General features: G+C 63.2%; 20 protein-coding genes. 13 read left to right on the plus strand and 7 right to left on the minus strand.

The window, feature by feature from the left end:
* Window positions 1-1,329, minus strand: a 1,329-nt coding sequence (gene gdhA / locus GOEFS_RS00145) for an NADP-specific glutamate dehydrogenase (RefSeq protein ID WP_007315824.1), incomplete at its 3' end; no start/stop codon positions are given.
* A 287-nt stretch (window positions 1,330-1,616) separates the two neighbouring features.
* On the opposite strand from gdhA, the gene GOEFS_RS00150 reads away from it, so the two are divergent.
* The 11 genes from GOEFS_RS00150 to GOEFS_RS00200 all read left to right on the plus strand — a co-directional run bounded on the left by GOEFS_RS00150 (window position 1,617) and on the right by GOEFS_RS00200 (window position 11,931).
* Window positions 1,617-2,195 (plus strand): TerD family protein, encoded by a 579-nt coding sequence (locus tag GOEFS_RS00150; protein WP_007315825.1) that lies wholly within the window; start codon window positions 1,617-1,619, stop codon window positions 2,193-2,195.
* Window positions 2,188-3,381: a DUF475 domain-containing protein gene (locus GOEFS_RS00155; RefSeq protein ID WP_007315826.1), complete on the plus strand. Its 1,194-nt coding sequence runs from the start codon at window positions 2,188-2,190 to the stop codon at window positions 3,379-3,381. The genes GOEFS_RS00150 and GOEFS_RS00155 overlap by 8 nt, the downstream gene beginning before the upstream one ends.
* 9 nt (window positions 3,382-3,390) lie before the next feature.
* Entirely contained in the window at window positions 3,391-4,347 is a 957-nt protein-coding gene (locus GOEFS_RS00160) for a TerD family protein (protein WP_007315827.1), read from the plus strand.
* A gap of 21 nt (window positions 4,348-4,368) precedes the next feature.
* Window positions 4,369-5,622, plus strand: a complete 1,254-nt coding sequence (locus GOEFS_RS00165) for a toxic anion resistance protein (RefSeq protein WP_007315828.1) — start codon at window positions 4,369-4,371, stop codon at window positions 5,620-5,622.
* Window positions 5,623-5,625: 3 nt separating this feature from the next.
* Complete coding sequence (locus GOEFS_RS00170; RefSeq protein WP_007315829.1) at window positions 5,626-6,144, plus strand: hypothetical protein; 519 nt, start codon at window positions 5,626-5,628, stop codon at window positions 6,142-6,144.
* 5 nt (window positions 6,145-6,149) lie between these two features.
* A complete protein-coding gene (locus GOEFS_RS00175) occupies window positions 6,150-6,704 on the plus strand; it encodes a TerD family protein (RefSeq protein ID WP_040524126.1) in 555 nt (184 codons plus the stop codon).
* A gap of 197 nt (window positions 6,705-6,901) precedes the next feature.
* A complete protein-coding gene (locus tag GOEFS_RS23870; protein ID WP_138917819.1) occupies window positions 6,902-7,648 on the plus strand; it encodes a hypothetical protein in 747 nt (248 codons plus the stop codon).
* Between the two features lie 51 nt (window positions 7,649-7,699).
* Complete coding sequence (locus GOEFS_RS00185) at window positions 7,700-8,686, plus strand: ABC transporter substrate-binding protein (protein ID WP_007315832.1); 987 nt, start codon at window positions 7,700-7,702, stop codon at window positions 8,684-8,686.
* Window positions 8,687-8,708: 22 nt separating this feature from the next.
* Window positions 8,709-9,209, plus strand: a complete 501-nt coding sequence (locus GOEFS_RS00190) for a PH domain-containing protein (protein WP_007315833.1) — start codon at window positions 8,709-8,711, stop codon at window positions 9,207-9,209.
* Complete coding sequence (locus GOEFS_RS00195) at window positions 9,196-10,680, plus strand: PH domain-containing protein (RefSeq protein ID WP_007315834.1); 1,485 nt, start codon at window positions 9,196-9,198, stop codon at window positions 10,678-10,680. Before GOEFS_RS00190 ends, GOEFS_RS00195 begins: the two co-directional genes overlap by 14 nt.
* Window positions 10,681-10,752: 72 nt before the next feature.
* Window positions 10,753-11,931, plus strand: a complete 1,179-nt coding sequence (locus tag GOEFS_RS00200) for an ABC transporter ATP-binding protein (protein WP_007315835.1) — start codon at window positions 10,753-10,755, stop codon at window positions 11,929-11,931.
* A gap of 48 nt (window positions 11,932-11,979) precedes the next feature.
* On the opposite strand, the gene GOEFS_RS00205 is transcribed toward GOEFS_RS00200, so the two are convergent.
* The gene (locus GOEFS_RS00205) at window positions 11,980-12,462 is read right to left on the minus strand and encodes an NUDIX hydrolase (protein WP_245549732.1); all 483 of its coding nucleotides are present in this window, start codon (window positions 12,460-12,462) and stop codon (window positions 11,980-11,982) included.
* Between the two features lie 88 nt (window positions 12,463-12,550).
* On the opposite strand from GOEFS_RS00205, the gene aroA reads away from it, so the two are divergent.
* A complete protein-coding gene (gene aroA / locus GOEFS_RS00210; RefSeq protein WP_040524110.1) occupies window positions 12,551-13,834 on the plus strand; it encodes a 3-phosphoshikimate 1-carboxyvinyltransferase in 1,284 nt (427 codons plus the stop codon).
* Window positions 13,831-14,847: a ribosome small subunit-dependent GTPase A gene (gene rsgA / locus GOEFS_RS00215; RefSeq protein WP_007315838.1), complete on the plus strand. Its 1,017-nt coding sequence runs from the start codon at window positions 13,831-13,833 to the stop codon at window positions 14,845-14,847. Before aroA ends, rsgA begins: the two co-directional genes overlap by 4 nt.
* Here the strand turns inward: rsgA and GOEFS_RS00220 are convergent.
* The 5 genes from GOEFS_RS00220 to GOEFS_RS00240 form a co-directional block, all read right to left on the minus strand.
* A complete protein-coding gene (locus tag GOEFS_RS00220; protein ID WP_007315839.1) occupies window positions 14,839-16,062 on the minus strand; it encodes a fatty acid desaturase family protein in 1,224 nt (407 codons plus the stop codon). The two genes, rsgA and GOEFS_RS00220, sit on opposite strands and share 9 nt — an antisense overlap.
* A 34-nt stretch (window positions 16,063-16,096) precedes the next feature.
* Window positions 16,097-17,365: a fatty acid desaturase family protein gene (locus GOEFS_RS00225; RefSeq protein WP_007315840.1), complete on the minus strand. Its 1,269-nt coding sequence runs from the start codon at window positions 17,363-17,365 to the stop codon at window positions 16,097-16,099.
* An 80-nt stretch (window positions 17,366-17,445) separates the two neighbouring features.
* Window positions 17,446-18,567, minus strand: coding sequence for a ferredoxin reductase (locus tag GOEFS_RS00230; protein WP_007315841.1), 1,122 nt, complete (start codon window positions 18,565-18,567; stop codon window positions 17,446-17,448).
* A 71-nt stretch (window positions 18,568-18,638) separates the two neighbouring features.
* Window positions 18,639-19,136 carry a DUF6912 family protein gene (locus GOEFS_RS00235; protein ID WP_007315842.1) on the minus strand — a complete coding sequence of 166 codons (498 nt, stop codon included), beginning with the start codon at window positions 19,134-19,136 and terminating at the stop codon, window positions 18,639-18,641.
* Window positions 19,137-19,150: 14 nt separating this feature from the next.
* The gene (locus GOEFS_RS00240) at window positions 19,151-20,611 is read right to left on the minus strand and encodes a wax ester/triacylglycerol synthase family O-acyltransferase (protein ID WP_007315843.1); all 1,461 of its coding nucleotides are present in this window, start codon (window positions 20,609-20,611) and stop codon (window positions 19,151-19,153) included.
* Between the last annotated feature and the right edge of the window lie 23 nt (window positions 20,612-20,634).

The raw sequence follows: 20,634 nt of genomic DNA on the forward strand, positions 1-20,634 counted from the left end.
CATCGCATCGGCAACGTGTACAAACCCCGAGATGTTGGCGCCCTGCAGATAGTTGCCCGGGACCCCGTATTCGTCGGCGGTGCGCAAACAGCGGTCGTGGATCCCGCGCATGATCTCGGCGAGCCGCCCCTCGGTGTATTCGAACGACCACGAATCTCTCGATGCGTTTTGCTGCATCTCCAGCGCACTCGTCGCGACACCGCCGGCATTCGCGGCCTTGCCCGGCGCGAAGAGCACCCCGGACTCGGCGAATGCCCTCACTGCCTCGGGCGTGCACGGCATATTTGCGCCTTCGGCAACTACTCGACAACCATTCTTGATCAGTGCGGCAGCATCGGATTCGTCGAGTTCGTTCTGTGTCGCACAGGGAAGCGCGACGTCGACCGGCACATGCCAAATCGAACCTGACGTTCCCAACCGAGCGTCCCCACCTCGCTCGGCGACATAGGAGTCAATCCGCTCACGACGATTGAGCTTGACATCTTTCAATAAATCCAGATCGATGCCCTTCTCATCAATGAGATAGCCCGACGAATCCGAACACGCGACAACCGTGCCGCCGAGTTCGGTGACTTTCTCGATCGCGTAGATGGCGACGTTGCCCGACCCGGAAACCGTCACGCGACGCCCATCGAAGGACTCCCTTTGCGTTCGCAGCACCTCGTCGACGAAATACGCGACCCCGTAGCCGGTTGCCTCGGTCCGGACCTGAGAGCCGCCCCAAGCCAGACCTTTACCGGTCAGCACCCCAGACTCGTAGCGATTGGTAATCCGCTTGTATTGGCCGAACAGATAGCCGATCTCGCGGCCGCCGACGCCGATGTCACCCGCGGGCACGTCGGTGTATTCGCCGATATGGCGGTAGAGCTCGGTCATAAACGACTGGCAAAAGCGCATCACTTCGGCGTCCGATCGTCCCTTGGGATCGAAGTCGGCACCGCCTTTGCCGCCGCCGATGGGCAATCCGGTGAGAGCGTTCTTGAAAATCTGCTCAAAGCCAAGGAATTTGACGATGCCGAGATAGACACTGGGATGGAATCGCAAACCGCCCTTGAATGGGCCGAGTGCCGAGTTGAACTCGACCCGGAATCCGCGATTGATCTGCACCTGCCCGGCATCGTCTACCCACGGCACGCGGAAGATGATCTGGCGTTCGGGTTCGCATAGTCGTTGAATCACCGCGAGGTCGGCGTAGTGAGGATGCCGCGACACCACCGGTCCGAGGCTATCGAACACCTCGCGAACCGCCTGGTGAAACTCTTGCTCCCCCGGGTTTGTCCGGACTACCTCGTCGAAGAGGTTCTGCAATCTGCCGTCGACCTTTACCACTGACTACTCCTGATGTGAAAACCGCTAGAAATACGCAAATGCACGCATATCAGTCACCCTAGACAGCGCGCGCCAGTGGCCTCGCACACCCTTGGGCGTATGTCGAACAGACGACGCGAGCGCGGACTCCCCTTGTGCGAATGCCCTTGTCGTCGAACAAGTTTCGCGGCGGTGCGCGCCGATCCACGCGAGGCGCATAGGATTGACGCGCACGTTTGTCTGCCTCATCTGCTAGGAATGTGGCGGCTCGCACGTACCAAATGTCGACCGAAGTGGAAGGAACTCATATGAGCGTCAGTCTGGCCAAAGGCGGAAACGTTTCACTCACCAAGGAGGCTCCCGGCCTCACCTCGATCTTCGTCGGTCTGGGCTGGGAGGCCCGGACCACGAGCGGCGCCGATTTCGACCTCGATGCGAGCGCCTTCATCCTCGGCACCAACGGCAAAGTGCTCTCCGACCAGCACTTCATCTTCTTCAATAACTTGACCAGCCCAGATGGATCGGTCGAGCACACGGGCGACAACCTGGTCGGCGGTAGCGGCGGCGACGACGAAGTTCTCAAAGTCGCGCTCACCGCGGTACCGCCGACAGTGGACCGCATCGTCATCGCCGTCACCATCTACGAGGGACAGGCACGCGGCCAATCCTTCGGTCAGGTGCGCAACGCCTACATCCACGTTCTCAACCAGGCCGACAACACCGAGCTGACGCGCTACGACCTCACCGAGGACGCGTCAAGTGAAACCGCGATGATTTTCGGCGAGCTGTACCGCAACGGCGCGGACTGGAAATTCCGCGCGGTTGGCCAGGGTTACATCAACGGCCTGCACGGACTGGCCACCGACTTCGGCGTCAACGTTGGCTGAGACTCAGGAGCATCCGACACTGTTTCGGACGTTCGGATGGTCCATAGGTATCGCGATACTGGGGCTGGCCGCTGGATTCTGGTACGGCAGCACCACGGGCCTTGCCGTCGTCGCGATCCTGGCCGTCCTGGAAATCTCGCTTTCCTTCGACAACGCCGTGGTCAACGCCACGATTCTGCGGCGGATGAGTCCGTACTGGCAGAAGATCTTCCTTACCGTCGGCATCTTGATCGCCGTATTCGGTATGCGCCTCATCTTTCCGTTGCTCGTCGTGGGGATTACGGCGAAACTCAACCCGGCCGAGGCTCTGCGGCTGGCAATGGAGAAGGGCGACCCGGAAACACCCGGCACCTACGGCTACCTGCTGAACGACGCCCATCCGGCGATCGCGGCTTTCGGCGGCATGTTCCTGTTGATGTTGTTCCTCGGCTTCGTCTTCGACGAGAAGGACATCAACTGGCTCAGCTGGATCGAACGTCCCCTCGAACGCATCGGCAAACTCGACCAGCTCGCAGTGGTTATCGCGCTCGCGGTTCTGGTCATCTCGGCCTACACACTGGCCCCCGAGCACAAGATCTCCACGGTCCTGCTCTCGGGCATCTTGGGTCTGATTACCTTCTTGCTCGTCAACGGACTCGGTGAACTGTTCAACATCGAAGAAGAAGACGAAGAAGCCGAACTCGATGCGGCCGCTCCGACCAAGGGCGGTAACACCCAATTGGCGGTGGCAACCGGCAAAGCGGCGTTCTTCCTCTTCGTCTACCTCGAGTTCATCGACGCATCATTCAGCTTCGACGGCGTCGTCGGGGCGTTCGCGATCACGTCCGATCCGATCATCATCGCGATCGGCCTCGGCGTCGGTGCGATGTTCATCCGCTCGTTGACCGTCTTCCTCGTTCGTCGCGGGACCCTGAGCGAGTACGTGTATCTCGAGCATGGCGCGATGTGGGCCATCGGCGCACTGGCAGTTCTTTTGCTGATCACGATGCGCTACGAAGTCCCCGAAGTTGTCGTGGGACTTGTCGGAGTTGGGTTGATCGCACTGTCGCTGATGAGTTCGATCATCCGACGGCGAAGAATAAGCGCTTTGGAGAATACCGACGATTCGAACGACGGCGAGCCCGTTGCCACGCCAACCGACCATCCCGACGAACCGGTGTCCCCGGCCGCCACCAAACACCTCTAGGAGCCCCCGATGGGCATCGACTACAACAAGCGTCCGAAGGCGACACCGAATCCGCCCGCGCCCCCGCCACCGTCCCCGGCCTACCCGCAGCAGCAACCCGGATATCCGCAGCCTCCAGCGCCGGGATATCCCCAGCCGCCCGCTCCCGGATATCCGCAACAGCAACAACCACCGGCCTACCCGCAGCAGCAACCCGGATATCCGCAGCTTCCAGCGCCGGGTTACCCGCAACAGCCACCGGCCTACCAACCCCCGCAGCCGCAGTACCCGCAGCAGCAACAACCGCCCGCCTATCCGCCGCACGGTCAACAGCCACCGGCGTATCCGCAGCAACCACGCGCCGGCGGACCGCCCGTCTCACTGTCGAAGGTGACTCTGACCAAGGAGTCACCGTCGGTCTCGTTGACCAAGCAGGGCTCCGTGGGCGGCAGCATGCGGGTCAACCTGAATTGGTCGGCCGCACCGGCGCAGGGCGGATTCTTCAAACGGCTCGCCGCTCCGCGGATCGACCTGGACCTCGGTTGCCTCTACGAGTTCACTGACGGAAGCAAAGGAGTCGTGCAGGCGCTTGGCAACGCCTTCACCAATCGACGCGGGCCGGCGAACGTGCTCCAACTCGACGGCGACGATCGTTCGGGAAGTATCGCCGGTGGTGAAAATCTCCACATCGACCTATCCCGCGCACACGAAATTCGCCGCATCCTGGTTTTCGCCTACATCTATGAGGGAGCGGCGAACTGGTCCAGTGCGAACGGCATAGTCACCTTGTTCCCAGCAGCGGGACCGGCGGTCGAAGTACGCCTGGACAATCCACGCAACGGTATTCGCTTCTGCGCGGTCGCTATGCTCGACAATGTGGGTGGCGACTTGCGCGTCATCCGCGAGGAGCGATACGTCGAGGGTGACCAGTCGCATCTCGACGCAGCCTACAACTGGGGGCTGCGCTGGTCCGCAGGACGCAAATAGGTTTCAAGAGAGGCAGTTTCGATGTCTGAACTCGATCTGGGCGGAAGCACCGTACCGGCCACCCCCGCCCAGCCGGCCGCCTCCGGCGACCTGGTGCTCACTCCCCCGGCGCCAGTAACACTGGTCAAACCGGAACAAGCGGTAGGGGCGGTGGCCGTCCCACCGGCCGCCCAGACCGAGCTTCAGAAAAAGGCCGCGGAATTCGCCGACTCGTTGGTCGCGCTCGATACCCGATCACCGGAGTTCACCTCGAAAGTCTCCTCGATCACCGCGATGGGGACCAACGAAATGCGGGCTTCGGCCGGTGTCGCGAACCGCATCCTCGAACGCCCCGCCGCTACCGTCCGCAACGCCAAGGGCGGCGGTGGCGGTGACGCGCAGACTCGAGTCGCGAATACCCTTTACGATCTGCGCAACACGGTTACCGACCTCGACCCCGGGCAAGCCGAACTGTCGGGCAAGAAAAAGCTCCTCCGGTTCATTCCCGGCGGCAGCGCCATCGACCGTTACTTCGCGAAATACCAAGCGTCACAAACACATTTGAACGCCATCATCAAGGCGCTCGACTCCGGCCAAGACGAGTTGCGCAAGGACAACGCGGCTATCGAGACCGAGAAGTCCAATATGTGGACGCTGATGGGCAAGCTCGCCGAGTACAACGAACTCGCCGGTGCGCTCGATGAAGCGGTCACCGCGAAAGTCGCCCAACTAGAAGCGGCCGGACGCGCCGACGACGCCAACACCCTCAAATCCGATGCCCTGTTCGCCATCCGTCAGCGTCGCCAAGACCTGATGACGCAGATGACGGTCAACGTGCAGGGGTATATGGCACTGGATCTGGTTCGGAAGAACAACCTGGAACTCATCAAAGGCGTCGACCGCGCGCAGACCACCACGATCACCGCTCTGCGTACCGCGGTCATCGTCTCGCAGGCACTGGCGAGGCAGAAGCTCGTCCTCGATCAGATCAACGCACTCAACACCACGACGTCGAATCTCATCGAGCAAACGTCGAACCAGCTGCGCATCCAGGGTTCGGAAATCAATCAGCAGGCGGCCGGCGCGATGATCGACGTCGAGAAACTGCAGATCGCCTTCAACAACGTATTCCAGGCAATGGACGCTGTAGACACCTTCCGCGCCCAAGCGGTTGATTCGATGTCACAAACGGTCACCGCTCTGGAGGGGCAGATCGAACAGGCCAAGCCCTACCTGGCTCGGATTCAGCAACAGACCGCCCAGACACCGGGCCCGGCCGGTCAGATCGGCAGTTGATCGTTGGCCTCGTGGTTTCGACGCAACCGCAGAGGTCCAGAACGGGCTGCCCCGCCGTCGGCGACCCCACCGGCCGATGGGACCACCGGCCTCGGCGAAGACTCGCCAGCCGAACTTAATCGGCTGGTCAGCGAGCTGGTTTGGTATGTCAACGCCCACGCCGGTCACCTGCCGAATCAGTCGGTCGTCACAGCACGCTATGTATGCGACCTGCTCAGCGCGACCATCGCCACCTCGACTACCCGCGAACTCGACGTCTACGCGGTAATCTCGGTGCGGGCCATCGCCTCGGATTATCTGCGCACGTCGGTGGCGACCTACCTCGCCGCCGCTCAGACGATGGCCGGCTCGACGACTGAAGGCACCGACCCGAACGCCGCGTTACTCGACGAGCAACTTAATCTGCTCTGGGATTCGGCCGCCGAGGTGTTCGCCGCCGCGAAGTCACGTGACCTCGACGCGTTGCGGACGCAAGGCAACTTCCTGCGAACCAAGTTCTCCCGATCGGACCTGCAACTGTGACGACCATGCAACGCGGCGCGAATGTCGAGCTGACCCGCGAGATCCCAACGTTGGCCCACGTAACGCTGGGCATCGACTGGCATTCTGGCGCCGAGACGATTATCGATCAGAACCTGGTATTCGCCGCGATCCTGTGCGACGATGCCGGCCACGCACGCTCGGCCGAGGATTTCGTCTTCTTCAATCAGATCTCCGACCCGGATCTGTCTGTGCAACAACTAAATTCGAAACTCGGCTCCGATCAAGAACAGATCGACATCGACCTACACGCGGTTCCCGAATCAATCAGCCGGATCGTCGCCATTCTCTACCTGAACGAAGGCACCTCGCGCCGCCGGAGCCTCGGCCAGCTCCGACGGTGCGTCCTGCGAGTGGTCAACGGCGACGACAACGTCGAATTGGTCCGGTCGGAGGATCTGGCACCCACCTTCGACACCGAGACGGCCGCAACACTCGGTGAGATCTACCGATACCGCGGTGGGTGGAAGTTCAAAGTGCTCGGGCAGGGACATGTCACCGGGATTCGCGGGATCGCCGCCGATTACGGGATACCACTGTGATCGGCGACCCCGAAACCGCCTCTCGCCGTACCGATCTCGGCTTTCTCACTACTCGCAGCCGCCCGCGCGCGGGAGCAACATTACCCTCGATCGACTACACCCATTACGCTCGCAAAGAGTCGGCACCCCCGGCGCCGTCACAGCCAACCTCGCCGCCGACGCCAGATCCCTTGGACCACAACCCATTGGACCTCTCGATGACGGCCTCGGCCGCCCCGCCAGCCCCGAATCCGCCACCACCGGCACAGGCACCAACACCGACGCCCAGCGACAACCTTCTCGACCTATCCACCGCCCCCTCACCACCCGAGCCTGCCGCGGCACATTCGTCCGAGCGGCCGAAACATGCTGCGGCACAGCCACCGTCGATCCATCCCGTCCGCCGACTGGTCGGCGACGACCGCGAACAACTGCTACCTACACGCCCCACGCTCACCCTCACCCGCGTCCAGTCGGGGGTCGGCGGCATCGACATCGAACTGCTCGCGCCAGCCACCGTGGCTCTCGCGCTCGCCTGCATCGTCACCGATAGCGAAGGTGAGTCCTACGTCGTCGATCCCACGCATCCGCATTCACCACCGCCACCCACCAGCATCGACCCGCTAATCACCTTTGCCAGCAACGGCTTTGGCAGATTCGGGATCAATTTGCGACGCTCGGGCGAGTTGAGCCGACTCATCGTTGTCGCGACGTCGGCAACCGGCCAGACCGTCGAATGGACCGGTACGTTAATCATCACGACCTTCGGCGGTGGTCGGGTCGACATTCCCATCGACGCCACTCCGCCCAGCACCGCCACGATCATCGCCTCGATATACAACGTCGCTGGCGAGTACGTGCTGCGCGCGGAGGGCCAGCCGATGAACGGCTCGCTACGCGAGGCCAGTCGCTCCTTCGGATTCGATGCCATCTCCTGGCTCGACGCGCGGACCCCGATAGCCTGAGAATCCGATCCCGACTTGGCACCGCAGAGGCCATAAGCCTAGGCTAACTTCATGCTGAGTGTCTTGCGTCGCTGGTCCCGCATTGCCATTGTCCCCCTTGGCGTTCTACTCGTTCTTTCCGCGTGTAGTTCCCCCGACGACGACGCGTCGTCATCGGACGGCCCGTATACCCCCGTCACCATCGAGCATCAGTACGGCTCGACCACAATCGACGCCCTGCCCCAGCGGGTGATCACCGTCGGCGGCAACTGGACCGACACCCTCGTCGCGCTCGACGTTCCCATCGTCGCCGAATACCGCCTGTTCTCCGACGGCGCGCCGGCGGGCAAGACTCCGTGGACGCCCGACCACAAGAGCGAAGTCATCAACGTCAACTCCACCGCCGACGTCGACCTGACCAAACTCGCGGCCTTCAAACCCGACGTCATTCTCGCCGGCTACCTCGGTAGCAAGCAGATCTACGACCAACTGAGCAAACTCGCCCCGACCATCCCGGTGATCAGCAAAGAAGCGGTGATGGACACCTGGCAGGAACTAACCACTACCGGCGGCAAAATCTTCGCCAAGACGGACAAGGCCACCGAGCTGATCAAGGGCGTCGATGACAAGCTCAACGCCTTCAAGCAGAAGTACCCCGCAGCGCAGGGCAAGACCTTCACCTTTGGCACGTCGACCCCGGAGGGGCAGATCGGCGTCGTAACCAACGCCAAAGACCCGTCGAGCCTGTTGCTCGCCCAGATGGGCCTGCGCCTGGACCCGGGTGTGGCTTCGGTGTCCGGTTCCAAATCCGGCCGCGCATTCATTTCGCCCGAGCGGATGGACGTGCTGTCGAGCGATCTGCTGCTGATGTGGATCCGTCAGGGGACCCCGGAAAGCCTCGCTGCTAAGCTGCCCGGCTGGTCCGAACTCAAATCGGTCAAGGGCAATACCGTGGCCTACCTGGATAACACCTCGCAGGCCGCGTTCAACTATCCGAGCGTCCTTTCGGTGCCCTACGCCATCACTCTCGTTGAGCCGGCTGCCGCGAACTTCAAATAGGGACACGGCAGAATGGTCGTCGATGACCAATTCCGAGCACCCGAGTTTGCGTGATCCCGCCTACCTGGTAGATCCGCGCGCCCGAACGCTGTGGCGGATCGGTCCGCTGGTGTTCGGTGTGCCGGTCTTCCTCGCACTGCTCGCTGTCGCCGTATTCGTCGAACCCGCGCGGATACCGACAGCGATCGCGACGCTGGTCGTCGGTGCGGGCACCGTCTTCTACACGACGGTTGTGCCCGCGTGGCGGTACCGCTTCCATCGATGGGAGGTGACCGGCACTGTCATCTACAGCCAGGCCGGCTGGTTCACCCGTACACGAGTCATTATCCCGATCTCGCGCGTTCAGGTGATCGACACCGCCGCCGGGCCATTCGAACAGCTCTTGGGCTTGGCGCAGCTGAAGGTCACCACCGCATCGTCTGCCGGCACCGTCCACATCGCCGGCCTCGACGCCGCGATGGCCCGTCAGATCGCGTCCGACCTGACCATCCGAATCGAGAACCGCGGCGATGACGCCACCTGATCACGGTGACCAGTGGCATCGCCTGTCGATGTGGATGATCGCGGTCAAGCCGGTCGAAATGCTCCCGTCGCTCATCCCGGTGATCATCGCAGTGTTCCTGACCGGCCGTACCTCGCCGATGCTCGGCGCGGTGATCGGAGCGATCGGTCTGCCACTGATCGCGGTCGTACCGTGGCTCACCACCCGCTACCAAGTGACCGACGAACGGGTGACGGTGCGCAGTGGAGTGATCACTCGCAAGACTGCGAGCGCGCCGCGCGATCGCATCCGCAGCGTCGAATTGTCGGCGACGCTGCCACATCGCGTCCTGAAATTATCCAAGGTACGCATTGGTACCGGCGGCGATACCGAAGGCACTGTCGTGGAATTGAACGCCATCGCCACACCCGCCGCCATCGCGTTACGCGAACAGTTGATCGCCCGGCAGCCCAACGCCGCCCAACCGTTGTCAGCGGGCCCCGCGTCGACCGAACTGACGCGTTTCCACCCGAGTTGGCTCCGGTTCGCGCCCTTCTCGCTGGCCGGTTTCGCCGCTGCCGGCGCAATAGTCGGTATCGGTGCGCAGTTGGTCAACGAACTCGATCTGAGCGAGCGCGGTATCGAGGCCGCCAGCGGGGTAGCCGAACGATTCAAATCGTCGCCGGGGTTGTTGATAGCACTGGTTGTCATCAGCGTGATCGTGGTCGCGACGTTGTTGTCGCTCATCGGTTACGCGCTGTCATATTGGAATTTCTCGGTCACCCGGACCATGACATCGCCCGGCACGACGTCAAGTGGACGGTCACTGCATATCACCCGCGGCCTGCTGACGACCCATTCGACAACCCTCGACGACGACCGAGTACACGGTGTGTACCTGCATGAACCGGTGTTGATGCGGCCGGTACACGGCGCGAAACTCTCGGGCATCGCGACCGGATCGACCAAGCATCCACTGTTACTGCCCCCGGCCCCACATGCCGAGGCGGTGCGGGTCGCCCAGCTGGTTTCCGGTGACTCCGCCGAACTGAACCAGACGCTGCGCCCCCACGGCCCAGCCGCCCGACGACGTCGCCTGACTCGTGCCGCCGTACCCGGAGCCGTGATCGTGGTCGGCGTGGGCGCCGGGGTGATCGCGGCCCCCGGCTGGTGGCCAGCACTTGTCGTGGCGACAGTGCTCGCCGTCGCGCTGGCCGCACTCGGCGTACCTCGCTATCGCCACCTTGGCACCGAGGTGACCGCATCGTCGGTGGTATTCGCTCCCCCAACCATCGCGCGTCAACGTCGGGTCTTGCACCGCGACGGCGTCATCGGTACGACGACCCGACAGTCCTTCTTCCAACGGCGCGTCGGCGTCAGCACTGTGGTTGTCGCAACTGCCGCGGGCTCCGAGGGGTATCCGGCGATCGATCTCACCGATGCTGACGCAAACGCGTTGATCGCCGAGCTACTGCCGTCGGAAGTCGCGTCGCTGAACATGATTAGCCAGTAAGTTTTCGTAGTTTCCGCCGCGTATTGGGCTCGACGTTGCCGACTGTATGCCGAAGGCCCTCATCCTGCTTCAATGAGCAGGCAGCTTCATACCAACCAGCCTGACGCCGATCTGATAGCGGCCGACGCCGTCGCCCGCGCCGTTTCCGTGCCGCCAGCGGTTACCTTCTCGTCGATCTCGGTGACCTATCGGCGCGGGAGAGCGATGACGAGCGCACTGGTCGATTTCAACCTGCGGATCGCCATCGGCGAGACGGTCGCCTTGCTCGGCCCGGGCGGCGCCGGCAAATCCACCGCGATCAAAACACTCGCCGGTCTGATACGACCGTCACACGGTCGGATCTTGCTCGGCGATCGCGACATCACCGACGTGCCGCCCGCCAAGCGCGGCAACGGCATCTTCGTGCACTCCTTCGCGCTCTTCCCGCATATTAAAGTCGCCGACAACGTCGCCGCCGGACTGAAGGCACGCGGATACCGTCGGTCCGAGTTGGCCACCCGGGTAGCCGAGACCCTGGATATGGTCGGCATGCGGGCATATGCGAGGCGACTGCCACGCGAACTATCCGGGCTCCAACAGCACCGAGTGGCGATGGCCCGCGCGCTGGTCGTCAAACCGGACGTGCTGCTACTCGACGAGCCCTTGGCGGCGCTCGACGTCGACTCGCGGCGCTGCGCGTTGACCGAACTGCGACAGCTGCGCAAATCAGTTCCCGAGACCGCGATGGTCTACGCGACCCGGAATCGGAACGACGCCTTGGTACTTGCCGATCGAATCGCGATCATGCGCGATGCCCACCTGGTCGACGTCGATACGCCCGACCGCCTGTGGGACCGACCATCGAACAGGTTTGTCGCGACGCTGCTCGGCGCGGCCAATCTCATCGCCTGCACGGTTGGTCGCGTCTACGGACATTCCGCTTTGGTGACTGTCGGTGACCGGATGCTATCCGCGCTCGCCCACTCGTCGTCAACCGGCGCCCGACGTTGGGCTCCGCAGTCGCCCGCCTATCTGTGCATCAGACCGCATGACATACACGTGTGCTCGCCGACCGATCCCATCGCATTGCCGGCGCGAGTACTCGATTCGGTGTGGTGCGGCGCCAGTACCCGACTGACGCTGGCCGTCGACGGCATCGATGATCAACCGCTGCTAGCCGATGTCGCCGGTCGCGCGATCTATCTCACCGGCGCCCAGGTCGGCGTCAAGCTGCCACCCCAGTCGTGTGTGCTGGTTGAGCGGGACACCTAGCCGCACAGCCATATACACCAGATTGCGTTGTGCGCCAGTAGATTTGACTCAGCTCGACGACGGAATCTCGACGCTGAGCAAGCGGACCAAGAATTCCGCCTGGGCTGGATTGAGTTTGCGGCGAGCCGCCGCGAATGTCGCCCACATTGCCTTGTCCACCTCGGGAAATGACTGCGTGCGACCCGACCGCGGTGGCCATTCCAACTCGAATTTGTTGCTGACGATGGCCTTCTCGTCGATGTCGCCTTCCAGCGCGTACCCGGTGACCACCTTGCCACTTTTGAGCGTGACGTCGCCCAGTTCGATGAGCGGACCGTCCGGAACCGGGAAACCGATCTCCTCGGTGAACTCGCGTTTCGCCGCTTCGAGCGGGTCATCGTCAGGACGGTATTCCCCCTTGGGAATCGACCAGGCACCGGCATCTTTCTTAGACCAGAGTGGGCCGCCGGGGTGGACGATCAAGAATTCGGGAGCTCCAGCGCGCAGCCGGAAAAGCAATATTCCTGCGCTTGGCAATCGGGATCGTGGCACGGGGATATTCTTACATCCATAGCTGGGACCGGTCACCCCGCATCGACATTTCGCCGCTACCGAATTCGCACATGACAGACTGGAAGTCATGACCGCAGTGAGTGATCGACCAATCTGGCATGCTCCGACCGTGGGCACAGTGCTCACCGCAACCGTCGAGCTGCCCGGATCAAAATCCCTCACCAATCGCGCGTTGATTCTCGCCGCGCTCGCCGACGGCGCCAGCACGATATCCGGCACCCTGCGCAGCCGCGATACCGATCTCATGCTGGCCGCACTGTCGGCACTGGGAGTCGACGTACGGGTAGATCCCGCCGACAGCACCCGGGTCACGATCACACCCGCGCCGATGCACGCCGCTCAGATCGACTGCGGTTTGGCGGGCACGATCATGCGTTTCCTGCCGCCGGTCGCGGCGCTGGCCACCGGCACGGTCAATTTCGACGGCGACGAACAGGCACGAACACGCCCGCTGCACACGATTCTCGATGCGCTGCGTGCCCTGGGCGTCGATATCGACGGCGCCGCATTGCCGTTTACCGTCACCGCTACCGGCGCCGTCCGCGGCGGCGAGGTAACCATCGACGCCTCGGCGTCGTCGCAGTTCGTTTCCGGGCTGCTGCTCTCGGCCGCTCACTTCGACAATGGAATTGTGGTGCGGCACAACGGGAAACCGGTTCCATCGATGCCGCATATCGATATGACCGTCGACATGCTCGCCACCGCGGGGGTACCTGTCGACCGCACCGAGGCCAACACCTGGCGGATCGCGCCGGGTGTGATCGAGGCCGTCGACTGGGAGATCGAACCGGACCTGTCCAACGCGGCGGCATTCCTGGCCGCGGCGGCCGCGACCGGTGGAACGGTGTCGGTGCCGCGCTGGCCGGCCACGACGACGCAGCCGGGCGCCCAGATCGTGGACTTGCTGGCGCAGATGGGCGCCACCAGTGGACTCACCGACGGATTGCTCAGTGTCACCGGCCCAGATCGGCTGGCACCGCTGACCGCCGATCTGCGGGCGGTCGGCGAGTTGACCCCGACCATCGCCGCGCTGTGCGCACTCGCCGACGGCATGTCGGTACTTTCCGGGATCGGCCACCTGCGCGGTCACGAAACCGACCGCCTCGCCGCCTTGAGCACCGAGATCAACCGGCTCGGCGGCGATTGCACCGAAACCGCGGACGGCCTGCGCATCGTCGGGCGGCCGCTACACGGCGGCGTGTGGAAGTCATATGCCGACCATCGGATGGCGACCGCCGGGGCACTGATCGGGCTGGTAGTAGATGGTGTCGGCGTGGAGGATATCGCCACGACGAGTAAGACCCTGCCCGATTTTCCCGGAATGTGGAGCGCGATGATCGGCCCGCGGTGAGCGGGCGCGGGCGTGGCGGTCGCGATGCGGCCAGCTACGACGAATCTGATGTCCGAGTGCGTCCCGGCAAAGGGACGCGGCCACGGACCAAGACCCGGCCGGCACATTCCGACGCTGTCGAGGCGATGGTGGTGTCGGTTGATCGCGGGCGCTGGGGCTGCGCGGTGGACGGCGATCCCGACAAGATTGTCGTCGCCATGCGCGCGCGAGAACTCGGGCGGACGCCAATTGTGGTGGGCGACAACGTTTCTGTCGTCGGCGATGTCACCGGACGGCGCGATACCCTCTCGCGTATCGTGCGTGTGGCCGATCGGTCGACCGTTCTGCGCCGCACTGCCGACGACACCGACCCCTACGAACGGATTGTCGTAGCCAACGCACATCAACTGTTGATCGTCACCGCACTCGCCGATCCGCCGCCCCGCACGGGCTTCGTCGAGCGCGCACTGGCCGCGGCCTACGTCGGCGGCCTCGAACCTGTCCTATGCCTTACCAAGTCGGACCTGGCCGACGCCGCCGACTTCCGAGCAGCGTTCGCCGATCTGGATCTTCCGGTGGTACTCGCCGGACGCGCCGACCCGCTCGACGACGTCGCTAAGATTCTGCGCGGCCAGCTGACGGCATTGATCGGCCACTCCGGCGTCGGAAAGTCGACTCTGGTGAACCGCCTTGTGCCACAAGCACATAGGGCAACCGGAGTGGTATCTGGCGTCGGCAAGGGCCGCCACACGTCCACACAGTCAGTGGCGTTGCCGTTGCCCGGCACCGAGGGCGAACCACAGGGTTGGGTCGTCGACACCCCTGGCATCCGCTCATTCGGATTGGCGCATATCAACGCCGACGACATCGTCGACGCCTTCGACGATCTGCGCGACGCCATCGAACTCTGCCCGCGCGGGTGTACGCACCTCGGGCCACCAGCCGACCCCGAATGCGCACTCGACGATTTGGCCGGGCACTCGTATCGTCGCGCGATGGCGGTGCGGCGTCTGCTCGCCGCGGTCTTAGCGTGAGGCGCGCCGGGCCTTACGCGCCGCCCGTCGCTGGGCAGCTAGGTCGGCGATCGCGGTCTTGAGACCGCGAGAGCGCTGGGCAAGATCGGCGAAGCGACGCTCGGACGCTGTTTCCGGAGCGTCGTCGGCGGTTGCCTTCAGGAAGCGATCGGGCAGCGCGAGCTTGTTGATCGTGCGCAACGTCTGCAGGTATTGCACCGACATTGGACCGGTCGTATACGGCAGGTCGTATTTGACGCATAGTTCTCGAACTCGAACCGCGATCTCCGGCAGCCGGTTGCTGGGCAGGTCGGGGTACAGATGATGCTCGATCTGATATGACAGGTTCCCGGACAGGAAGGCCAACGCCGGACCGGAATCGAAATTCGCGGTGCCGAGCATCTGCCGCAAATACCACTGGCCAGGTGTCTCGTGGTCGAGCGATTCGAGGGTGAATTTCTCCGCGCCGTCGGGGAAATGGCCGCAGAAGATGACGAGGTAGGCCCACACATTGCGGACGAGGTTGGCGGTCAGGTTGGCGGTCAATGTGTGCTTGAAGTTCGGGCCGGTGAGTGCCGGGTACAGCACGTAGTCCTTGCCGATCTGACGGGCAACCTTGAGCAGAAATTCCTTGATCTGCGGGTACGCGACCTCTTTGGATTTCGTACCGTTGATGACGTCGCCAAGAGCGAGGTCGTGCAAGGCGATACCCCACTCAAAAGTGGCCGCCAGCATAATATTCGACAGCGGCTGCAGCAGCCGCTTCGGTTGCCACGGCTCATCTCGCGTGACGCGCAGAAGCTTGTAGCCCACGTCGTCGTCGAGGCCGATGATATTCGTGTACTTGTGATGGATGAAGTTATGCGAGTGCTTCCAGTGCGGGGACGCGCACACCATGTCCCACTCCCACGACGTCGAGTGAATCTCGGGGTCGTTCATCCAGTCCCATTGGCCGTGCATCACGTTATGGCCGAGTTCCATGTTTTCGATGATCTTCGACAACGACAGCGCGGCCGTACCGAGGAACCACAGCGAGCGTCGGTGGCTGCCGAGAAGTGCTGCGCGGCCGGCGATTTCGAGCACCCGGTGCGCGAGAATGGTGCGGCGTAAATAGCGCACGTCTCGCATCCCGAGATCGGACTCGACTTCGCGTCGCAATGCGTCGAGTTCGGCGCCCAGGGCCTCGACGTCGGCATCGGTGAGGTGGGCGTAAGCGTTTACGTCAGTGATTGCCATTGGCACCCATCCTACGTTGTAAAAACATATTTGCTCAGGCCGCCAACCGGCCGCTGGCGCCCTCGCGTACCGCGGCGATGGCCGAGCGGAGACCGCGGCGCCGGCCAGTCCTCGCATCGACGCCGCGGTAAAGCCGCTCGTCGTCTGCGCCGAGGTGGTCGAAGCGCCGCTCGGACGCGGTTTCGGGGGCGTCATCGCTGGTGGCCGACAGGTACTTATTCGGCAGCGACAACTTGGCGATCGTGCGCCACGATTTCGCGTATTGAACGGGCAGGCTGCCGGTGGTGTAGGGCAGGTCGTACTTGTCGCACAACGCGCGTACCCGCACCGAGATCTCCGCCAGCCGATTACTCGGCAAGTCGGGGAACAGGTGATGCTCGATTTGATACGACAGGTTCCCGCTCATAAAACCGAGCACCGGGCCGGACCGGAAATTGGCGCTGCCAAGCATCTGCCGCAGATACCACTGTCCCCGCGACTCGTTGTCCATATCCTTCTTGGTGAACTTCTCCGCGCCGTCGGGAAAATGACCGCAGAAGATGACCGCGTTGGTCCACACGTTTCGGATGATATTCGCCAGCAGATTCGCGGTCATCGCCTTGCCTACGCCGCGCGGCGAACGTGTCGCGAGGCCGACGGCGGCCGGATACACGACATAGTCTTTGCCGATCTGACGGCCGACCTTGGCCCCGACGTCGGCCAGGTCACGTTTGAGCGCGAGTCGATCCGCCTCGGTCTTTCGTTTGCGGCCAAGCTCCAAATGCTGTGCGGCAACACCATATTCGAAGAACATCGCGAGCAGCGTGTTGTAGAACAGATTGCCCAGATAGAACGGTCGCCACCGCTGGTCGCGAGTGACGCGAAGCAGTCCGTAGCCCACGTCGTCGTCCATGCCGAGCACGTTGGTGTACTTGTGGTGGATGTAGTTGTGGGTGTGCTTCCAGTGCGCCGACGGTCCGGTGTTATCCCACTCCCAATTGGTCGAATGCACTTCGGGATCGTTCATCCAGTCCCACTGGCCGTGCATCACGTTATGGCCAATTTCCATGTTCTCGATGATCTTGGCAACGCCGAGCGTGCTCGCGCCCGCCCACCACATGGATCGTTTGGTCGACCCGAAAATCAAAGCACGGCCGGCGAGTTCCAGGCTGCGGTGCAGACGAATGGTGTTGCGAATGTAGCGGGCGTCGCGGGCACCGCGATCAGCCTCGATGTCGGCGCGGATCGCATCGAGTTCGGCGCCAAGTTCTTCGATGTCACGGTGTGAGAGATGTGCGTATTCGGGGATGTCTGAGATCGCCACGGAAGGTAAACCTCCTACCTACGTTGTCGTAACCTACGCAATCGTAGGTTACTGCGCCGTAGGTTAGCAAGGGACGGACGTCACACGTCGAGTGTGCAGTCGCCGGCCGCCGCGCTCACGCAGGTCTGGATGCGCTCCCCTTCGACATGCTCAGCACCATTACGCAGATCGCGCACGCACCCTTTGTCGAGCATCACCACGCAGCTCTGGCAGATTCCCATCCGGCAACCGAATGGCATCAGGACACCGGCCTCTTCACCCGCCTCCAGCAGTGTGGTCGCACCGTCCACCTCGACCGACTTTCCGTCACGACCGAAAGTGACGGTTCCGCCCTGCGCACCGACCGCGCCGCGCTCCAGCGCGAAACGTTCGATGTGAAGCCGATCCTCGATATCGGCGCCGCGCCAAATGCCGTGCAGCAGATCGAGAAACCCACTTGGCCCGCACGCCCAGGTCTGCCGCGTCCGCCAGTCGGTGCAGAGTTCGGCGAGCCGCTGTTCGGTGAGTTTGCCGTCGGTCCTGGTGTGCTGTACGTGCAGGTCGATAAGGCCGTCGGCCGCGTACCCGGCGAGTTCGTCGGCGAACAGCAGGGACTCCGACGTGGGCGTCGAGTGAATCAGCCGAATGTCGGTGTGCTGGTTGCGATGTCGCATGGTGCGCAACATCGAGATGATCGGCGTGAGGCCACTGCCCGCGGTAATGAAGGCGATCTTGGTCGGGAGCGGATCGGGCAGAACGAACTCTCCCCGGGGCGCCGCGAGGCGCACCACGGTCCCCGGTTGTACGCCATTGACCAAATGCGACGACAACCGTCCTTCCGGCATCGCCTTGATGGTCACCGCGACCGTCTTGGCCTGCCCGCCATCCGATGTCGCCGGTGTAGAGGTCAGCGAATAGGAACGCCAGGTCCATCGCCCCTCGACGAGTACGCCGATGCCGATGTACTGGCCGGGTTGATAGTCGAAGGAAAAGCCCCACCCCGGCCGGATGACCAGTGTCGCGGTGTCATCGGTCTCCGGGATAACCGAGACGATCTTGCCGCGCAATTCGCGCGCCGACCACAGCGGATTCGCCAGATGCAGGTAGTCGTCGGGCAGCAACGGCGTGGTGATCCGCGCGAGAGCAGCGCGCGCCCAGTGGGTGCCGCGATAACGAGCGGCGACCCCTTCGACCGGCGCTTCGAACGCCTCAAGCCAACCCATGACAACCTTCCTTCTGCCGCAACCAGTCAAGTTACGCTTCCGTAGGTTACCTCAAAGTCGGGCGAGCGGAATTAGAGCAGCTCCAACAGGAATGGCAGTTCCTGCGTGGCATACCAGCCGAGGTCGAAATCCTCGGCGTCACCGATCGCCAATTCGGCGTCTTCGTCACCCAGATCTGCCTGATCGACGACGTCGCTGGCCCGACGCACCGCGTTCTCCGCATCGGCACCGTCAACATGAACTGCCGCAATAGATTTCAGCGGAATGGGTCCGACCACCTTGACGACGGCGTCGTCGAGGTCGGGGCGCAGAGTCGCCTCGGCGACGTCGGCGGACACCACCGCCCGACGTACCGGCAGTTCGCCAACCTCCTGTGCGGCCAACAGACGCAACGAGGCACGGGCCGCCTCGCGCATGGCGACCTCGGCCAATTCCTCATCATCGCCGGCGGTGAACGACTCCCGCAGGGTCGGCGTCACGGCGAACGCCGTGCCGCCCACCGGGTGAAACTCGCCGGCACCGGACAAGCTCGTCAACATCTCCAGCGTTGCCGGCAGATATACCCTCATATCGCCCTTCCCTCTCAACCTTTGCTCGGTGGCGCGGTGCGCGACGCCGCCAGCAACTCGTCGAATGATTCGGTCACGTAACCGGCCAACGACGGTAAGTCCGCCAGTACCCCGCGGTCACCGAGAAAACCAAACTGCACTCGGTCCGCGTAGGCCACGACACTCACCGCCAAGGCGCGCTGGGCCAGCAGGACCGGCACCTGATAGAACTCGGCGACTTCCCACCCGGACAGGTACCGGCGTGAAATCGGTTGCTCCGCAATGGCAATCGGCAAGTTATAGGCGCGCTGACTGAAACTGCTGAAGAACCTCGAACTGAAGTCGGCGAATGGCACCATACCCAGTTCCGGCAGAAATGGTTGCGCGCCCGGGGCTTGGCGTCGGGAGGAGTGGGCGTACCGGTTGGCCAGGCCCGCGACCTGAGCCAGCCGCACCATCGGATTAGCTTCTGCCACCGGAAGATCGGTGACGAACCCGCGCGCGTCGTCGGCGAACCAACTCGGCGACGCATCGGCGTCCACTGGCTCGTCGGCTCCGCGCGCCGACAGTGGCAACGCCACGCGAATCGACATCCCGCCCGGCAGAATATCGGTCGACGACAGGATCCACCGCCGCATCACCCCGGTGATCACCGCCAGCTGAACGTCGTTGATCGTGCATTCATATCGCCGCGCGATAGCCTCGCACTGGGTCGCCGAAACCGACGCCGCGGTAAAACTGCGTGTCGACGTCGTCGCGTTGTTCAACGGACTTTCCGGCGCTCCACTGATCGCCTGCTGGACAAAACCACCGACCGCGCGCACCGATTCCTGTGCGAGAGAACGGAAGTCAGACACCGGGCCGTTGCCGCTGACGAGTGCGTCGACCATCTCACCCGGCCGGGCGAACGCATCGGCGACCGCTCCCAGCGCGAGGGCGACATCGCCGGGCACCGACCCCGGCATCCACAGATCCTCGGTGAACGCGCGCGACTGCCGATCTCGATCAAGAAGAACCTCACTAATCTCCAGGGAGTCGACGCCGTTGATCAGGCTCCGGTGAGTCTTGGTCAAAATCGCCAGTCTGCCGTCGGCGATCCCCTCGATCAGATACAGCTCCCAGAGCGGGCGTTTGCGGTCGAGCGGCCGGGACATAATGCGGCCGACCAGGTCGTGGAGTTGTTCGTACCCGCCCGGCCGCGGCAGACCCGCGCGGCGCACGTGAAAATTGATATCGAATCCCGGGTCGTCGACCCAGACCGGTCGGGCCAGGCCCAGCGTCACCGTCTTGACCATCTGCCGGTAATGCGGGACGAACTGTAGCCGGTTTTCGACCAAGGTCACCAACGTCGGATAGTCCAGATCCGGCGCGGCCTGCGTATCGGCCTCGTCCGCGGCATTCTTCTCCAGCACTATCAACGCACCGAGATGCGTCGTCGAACCCGCCTCGTCGAGAAAGTAGAACATCGCATCACGCGCGGACAGTCGATTCACCATGATGAAAACCGATTCTAGTCGGT

The organism is Gordonia effusa NBRC 100432 (assembly GCF_000241305.1).
GTDB lineage: Bacteria > Actinomycetota > Actinomycetes > Mycobacteriales > Mycobacteriaceae > Gordonia > Gordonia effusa.

Bases quoted from the DNA above. Each gene is read 5' to 3' on its own strand.
- GOEFS_RS00150 (WP_007315825.1), top strand. From the start codon at position 1,617: ATGAGCGTCAGTCTGGCCAAAGGCGGAAACGTTTCACTCACCAAGGAG.
- GOEFS_RS00160 (WP_007315827.1), top strand. From the start codon at position 3,391: ATGGGCATCGACTACAACAAGCGTCCGAAGGCGACACCGAATCCGCCC.
- GOEFS_RS00165 (WP_007315828.1), top strand. From the start codon at position 4,369: ATGTCTGAACTCGATCTGGGCGGAAGCACCGTACCGGCCACCCCCGCC.
- GOEFS_RS00175 (WP_040524126.1), top strand. From the start codon at position 6,150: ATGCAACGCGGCGCGAATGTCGAGCTGACCCGCGAGATCCCAACGTTG.
- GOEFS_RS23870 (WP_138917819.1), top strand. From the start codon at position 6,902: ATGACGGCCTCGGCCGCCCCGCCAGCCCCGAATCCGCCACCACCGGCA.
- GOEFS_RS00185 (WP_007315832.1), top strand. From the start codon at position 7,700: ATGCTGAGTGTCTTGCGTCGCTGGTCCCGCATTGCCATTGTCCCCCTT.
- GOEFS_RS00190 (WP_007315833.1), top strand. From the start codon at position 8,709: ATGACCAATTCCGAGCACCCGAGTTTGCGTGATCCCGCCTACCTGGTA.
- GOEFS_RS00195 (WP_007315834.1), top strand. From the start codon at position 9,196: ATGACGCCACCTGATCACGGTGACCAGTGGCATCGCCTGTCGATGTGG.
- GOEFS_RS00200 (WP_007315835.1), top strand. From the start codon at position 10,753: ATGAGCAGGCAGCTTCATACCAACCAGCCTGACGCCGATCTGATAGCG.
- aroA (WP_040524110.1), top strand. From the start codon at position 12,551: ATGACCGCAGTGAGTGATCGACCAATCTGGCATGCTCCGACCGTGGGC.
- GOEFS_RS00220 (WP_007315839.1), bottom strand. From the start codon at position 16,062: ATGGCAATCACTGACGTAAACGCTTACGCCCACCTCACCGATGCCGAC.
- GOEFS_RS00230 (WP_007315841.1), bottom strand. From the start codon at position 18,567: ATGGGTTGGCTTGAGGCGTTCGAAGCGCCGGTCGAAGGGGTCGCCGCT.
- GOEFS_RS00235 (WP_007315842.1), bottom strand. From the start codon at position 19,136: ATGAGGGTATATCTGCCGGCAACGCTGGAGATGTTGACGAGCTTGTCC.
- GOEFS_RS00240 (WP_007315843.1), bottom strand. From the start codon at position 20,611: ATGGTGAATCGACTGTCCGCGCGTGATGCGATGTTCTACTTTCTCGAC.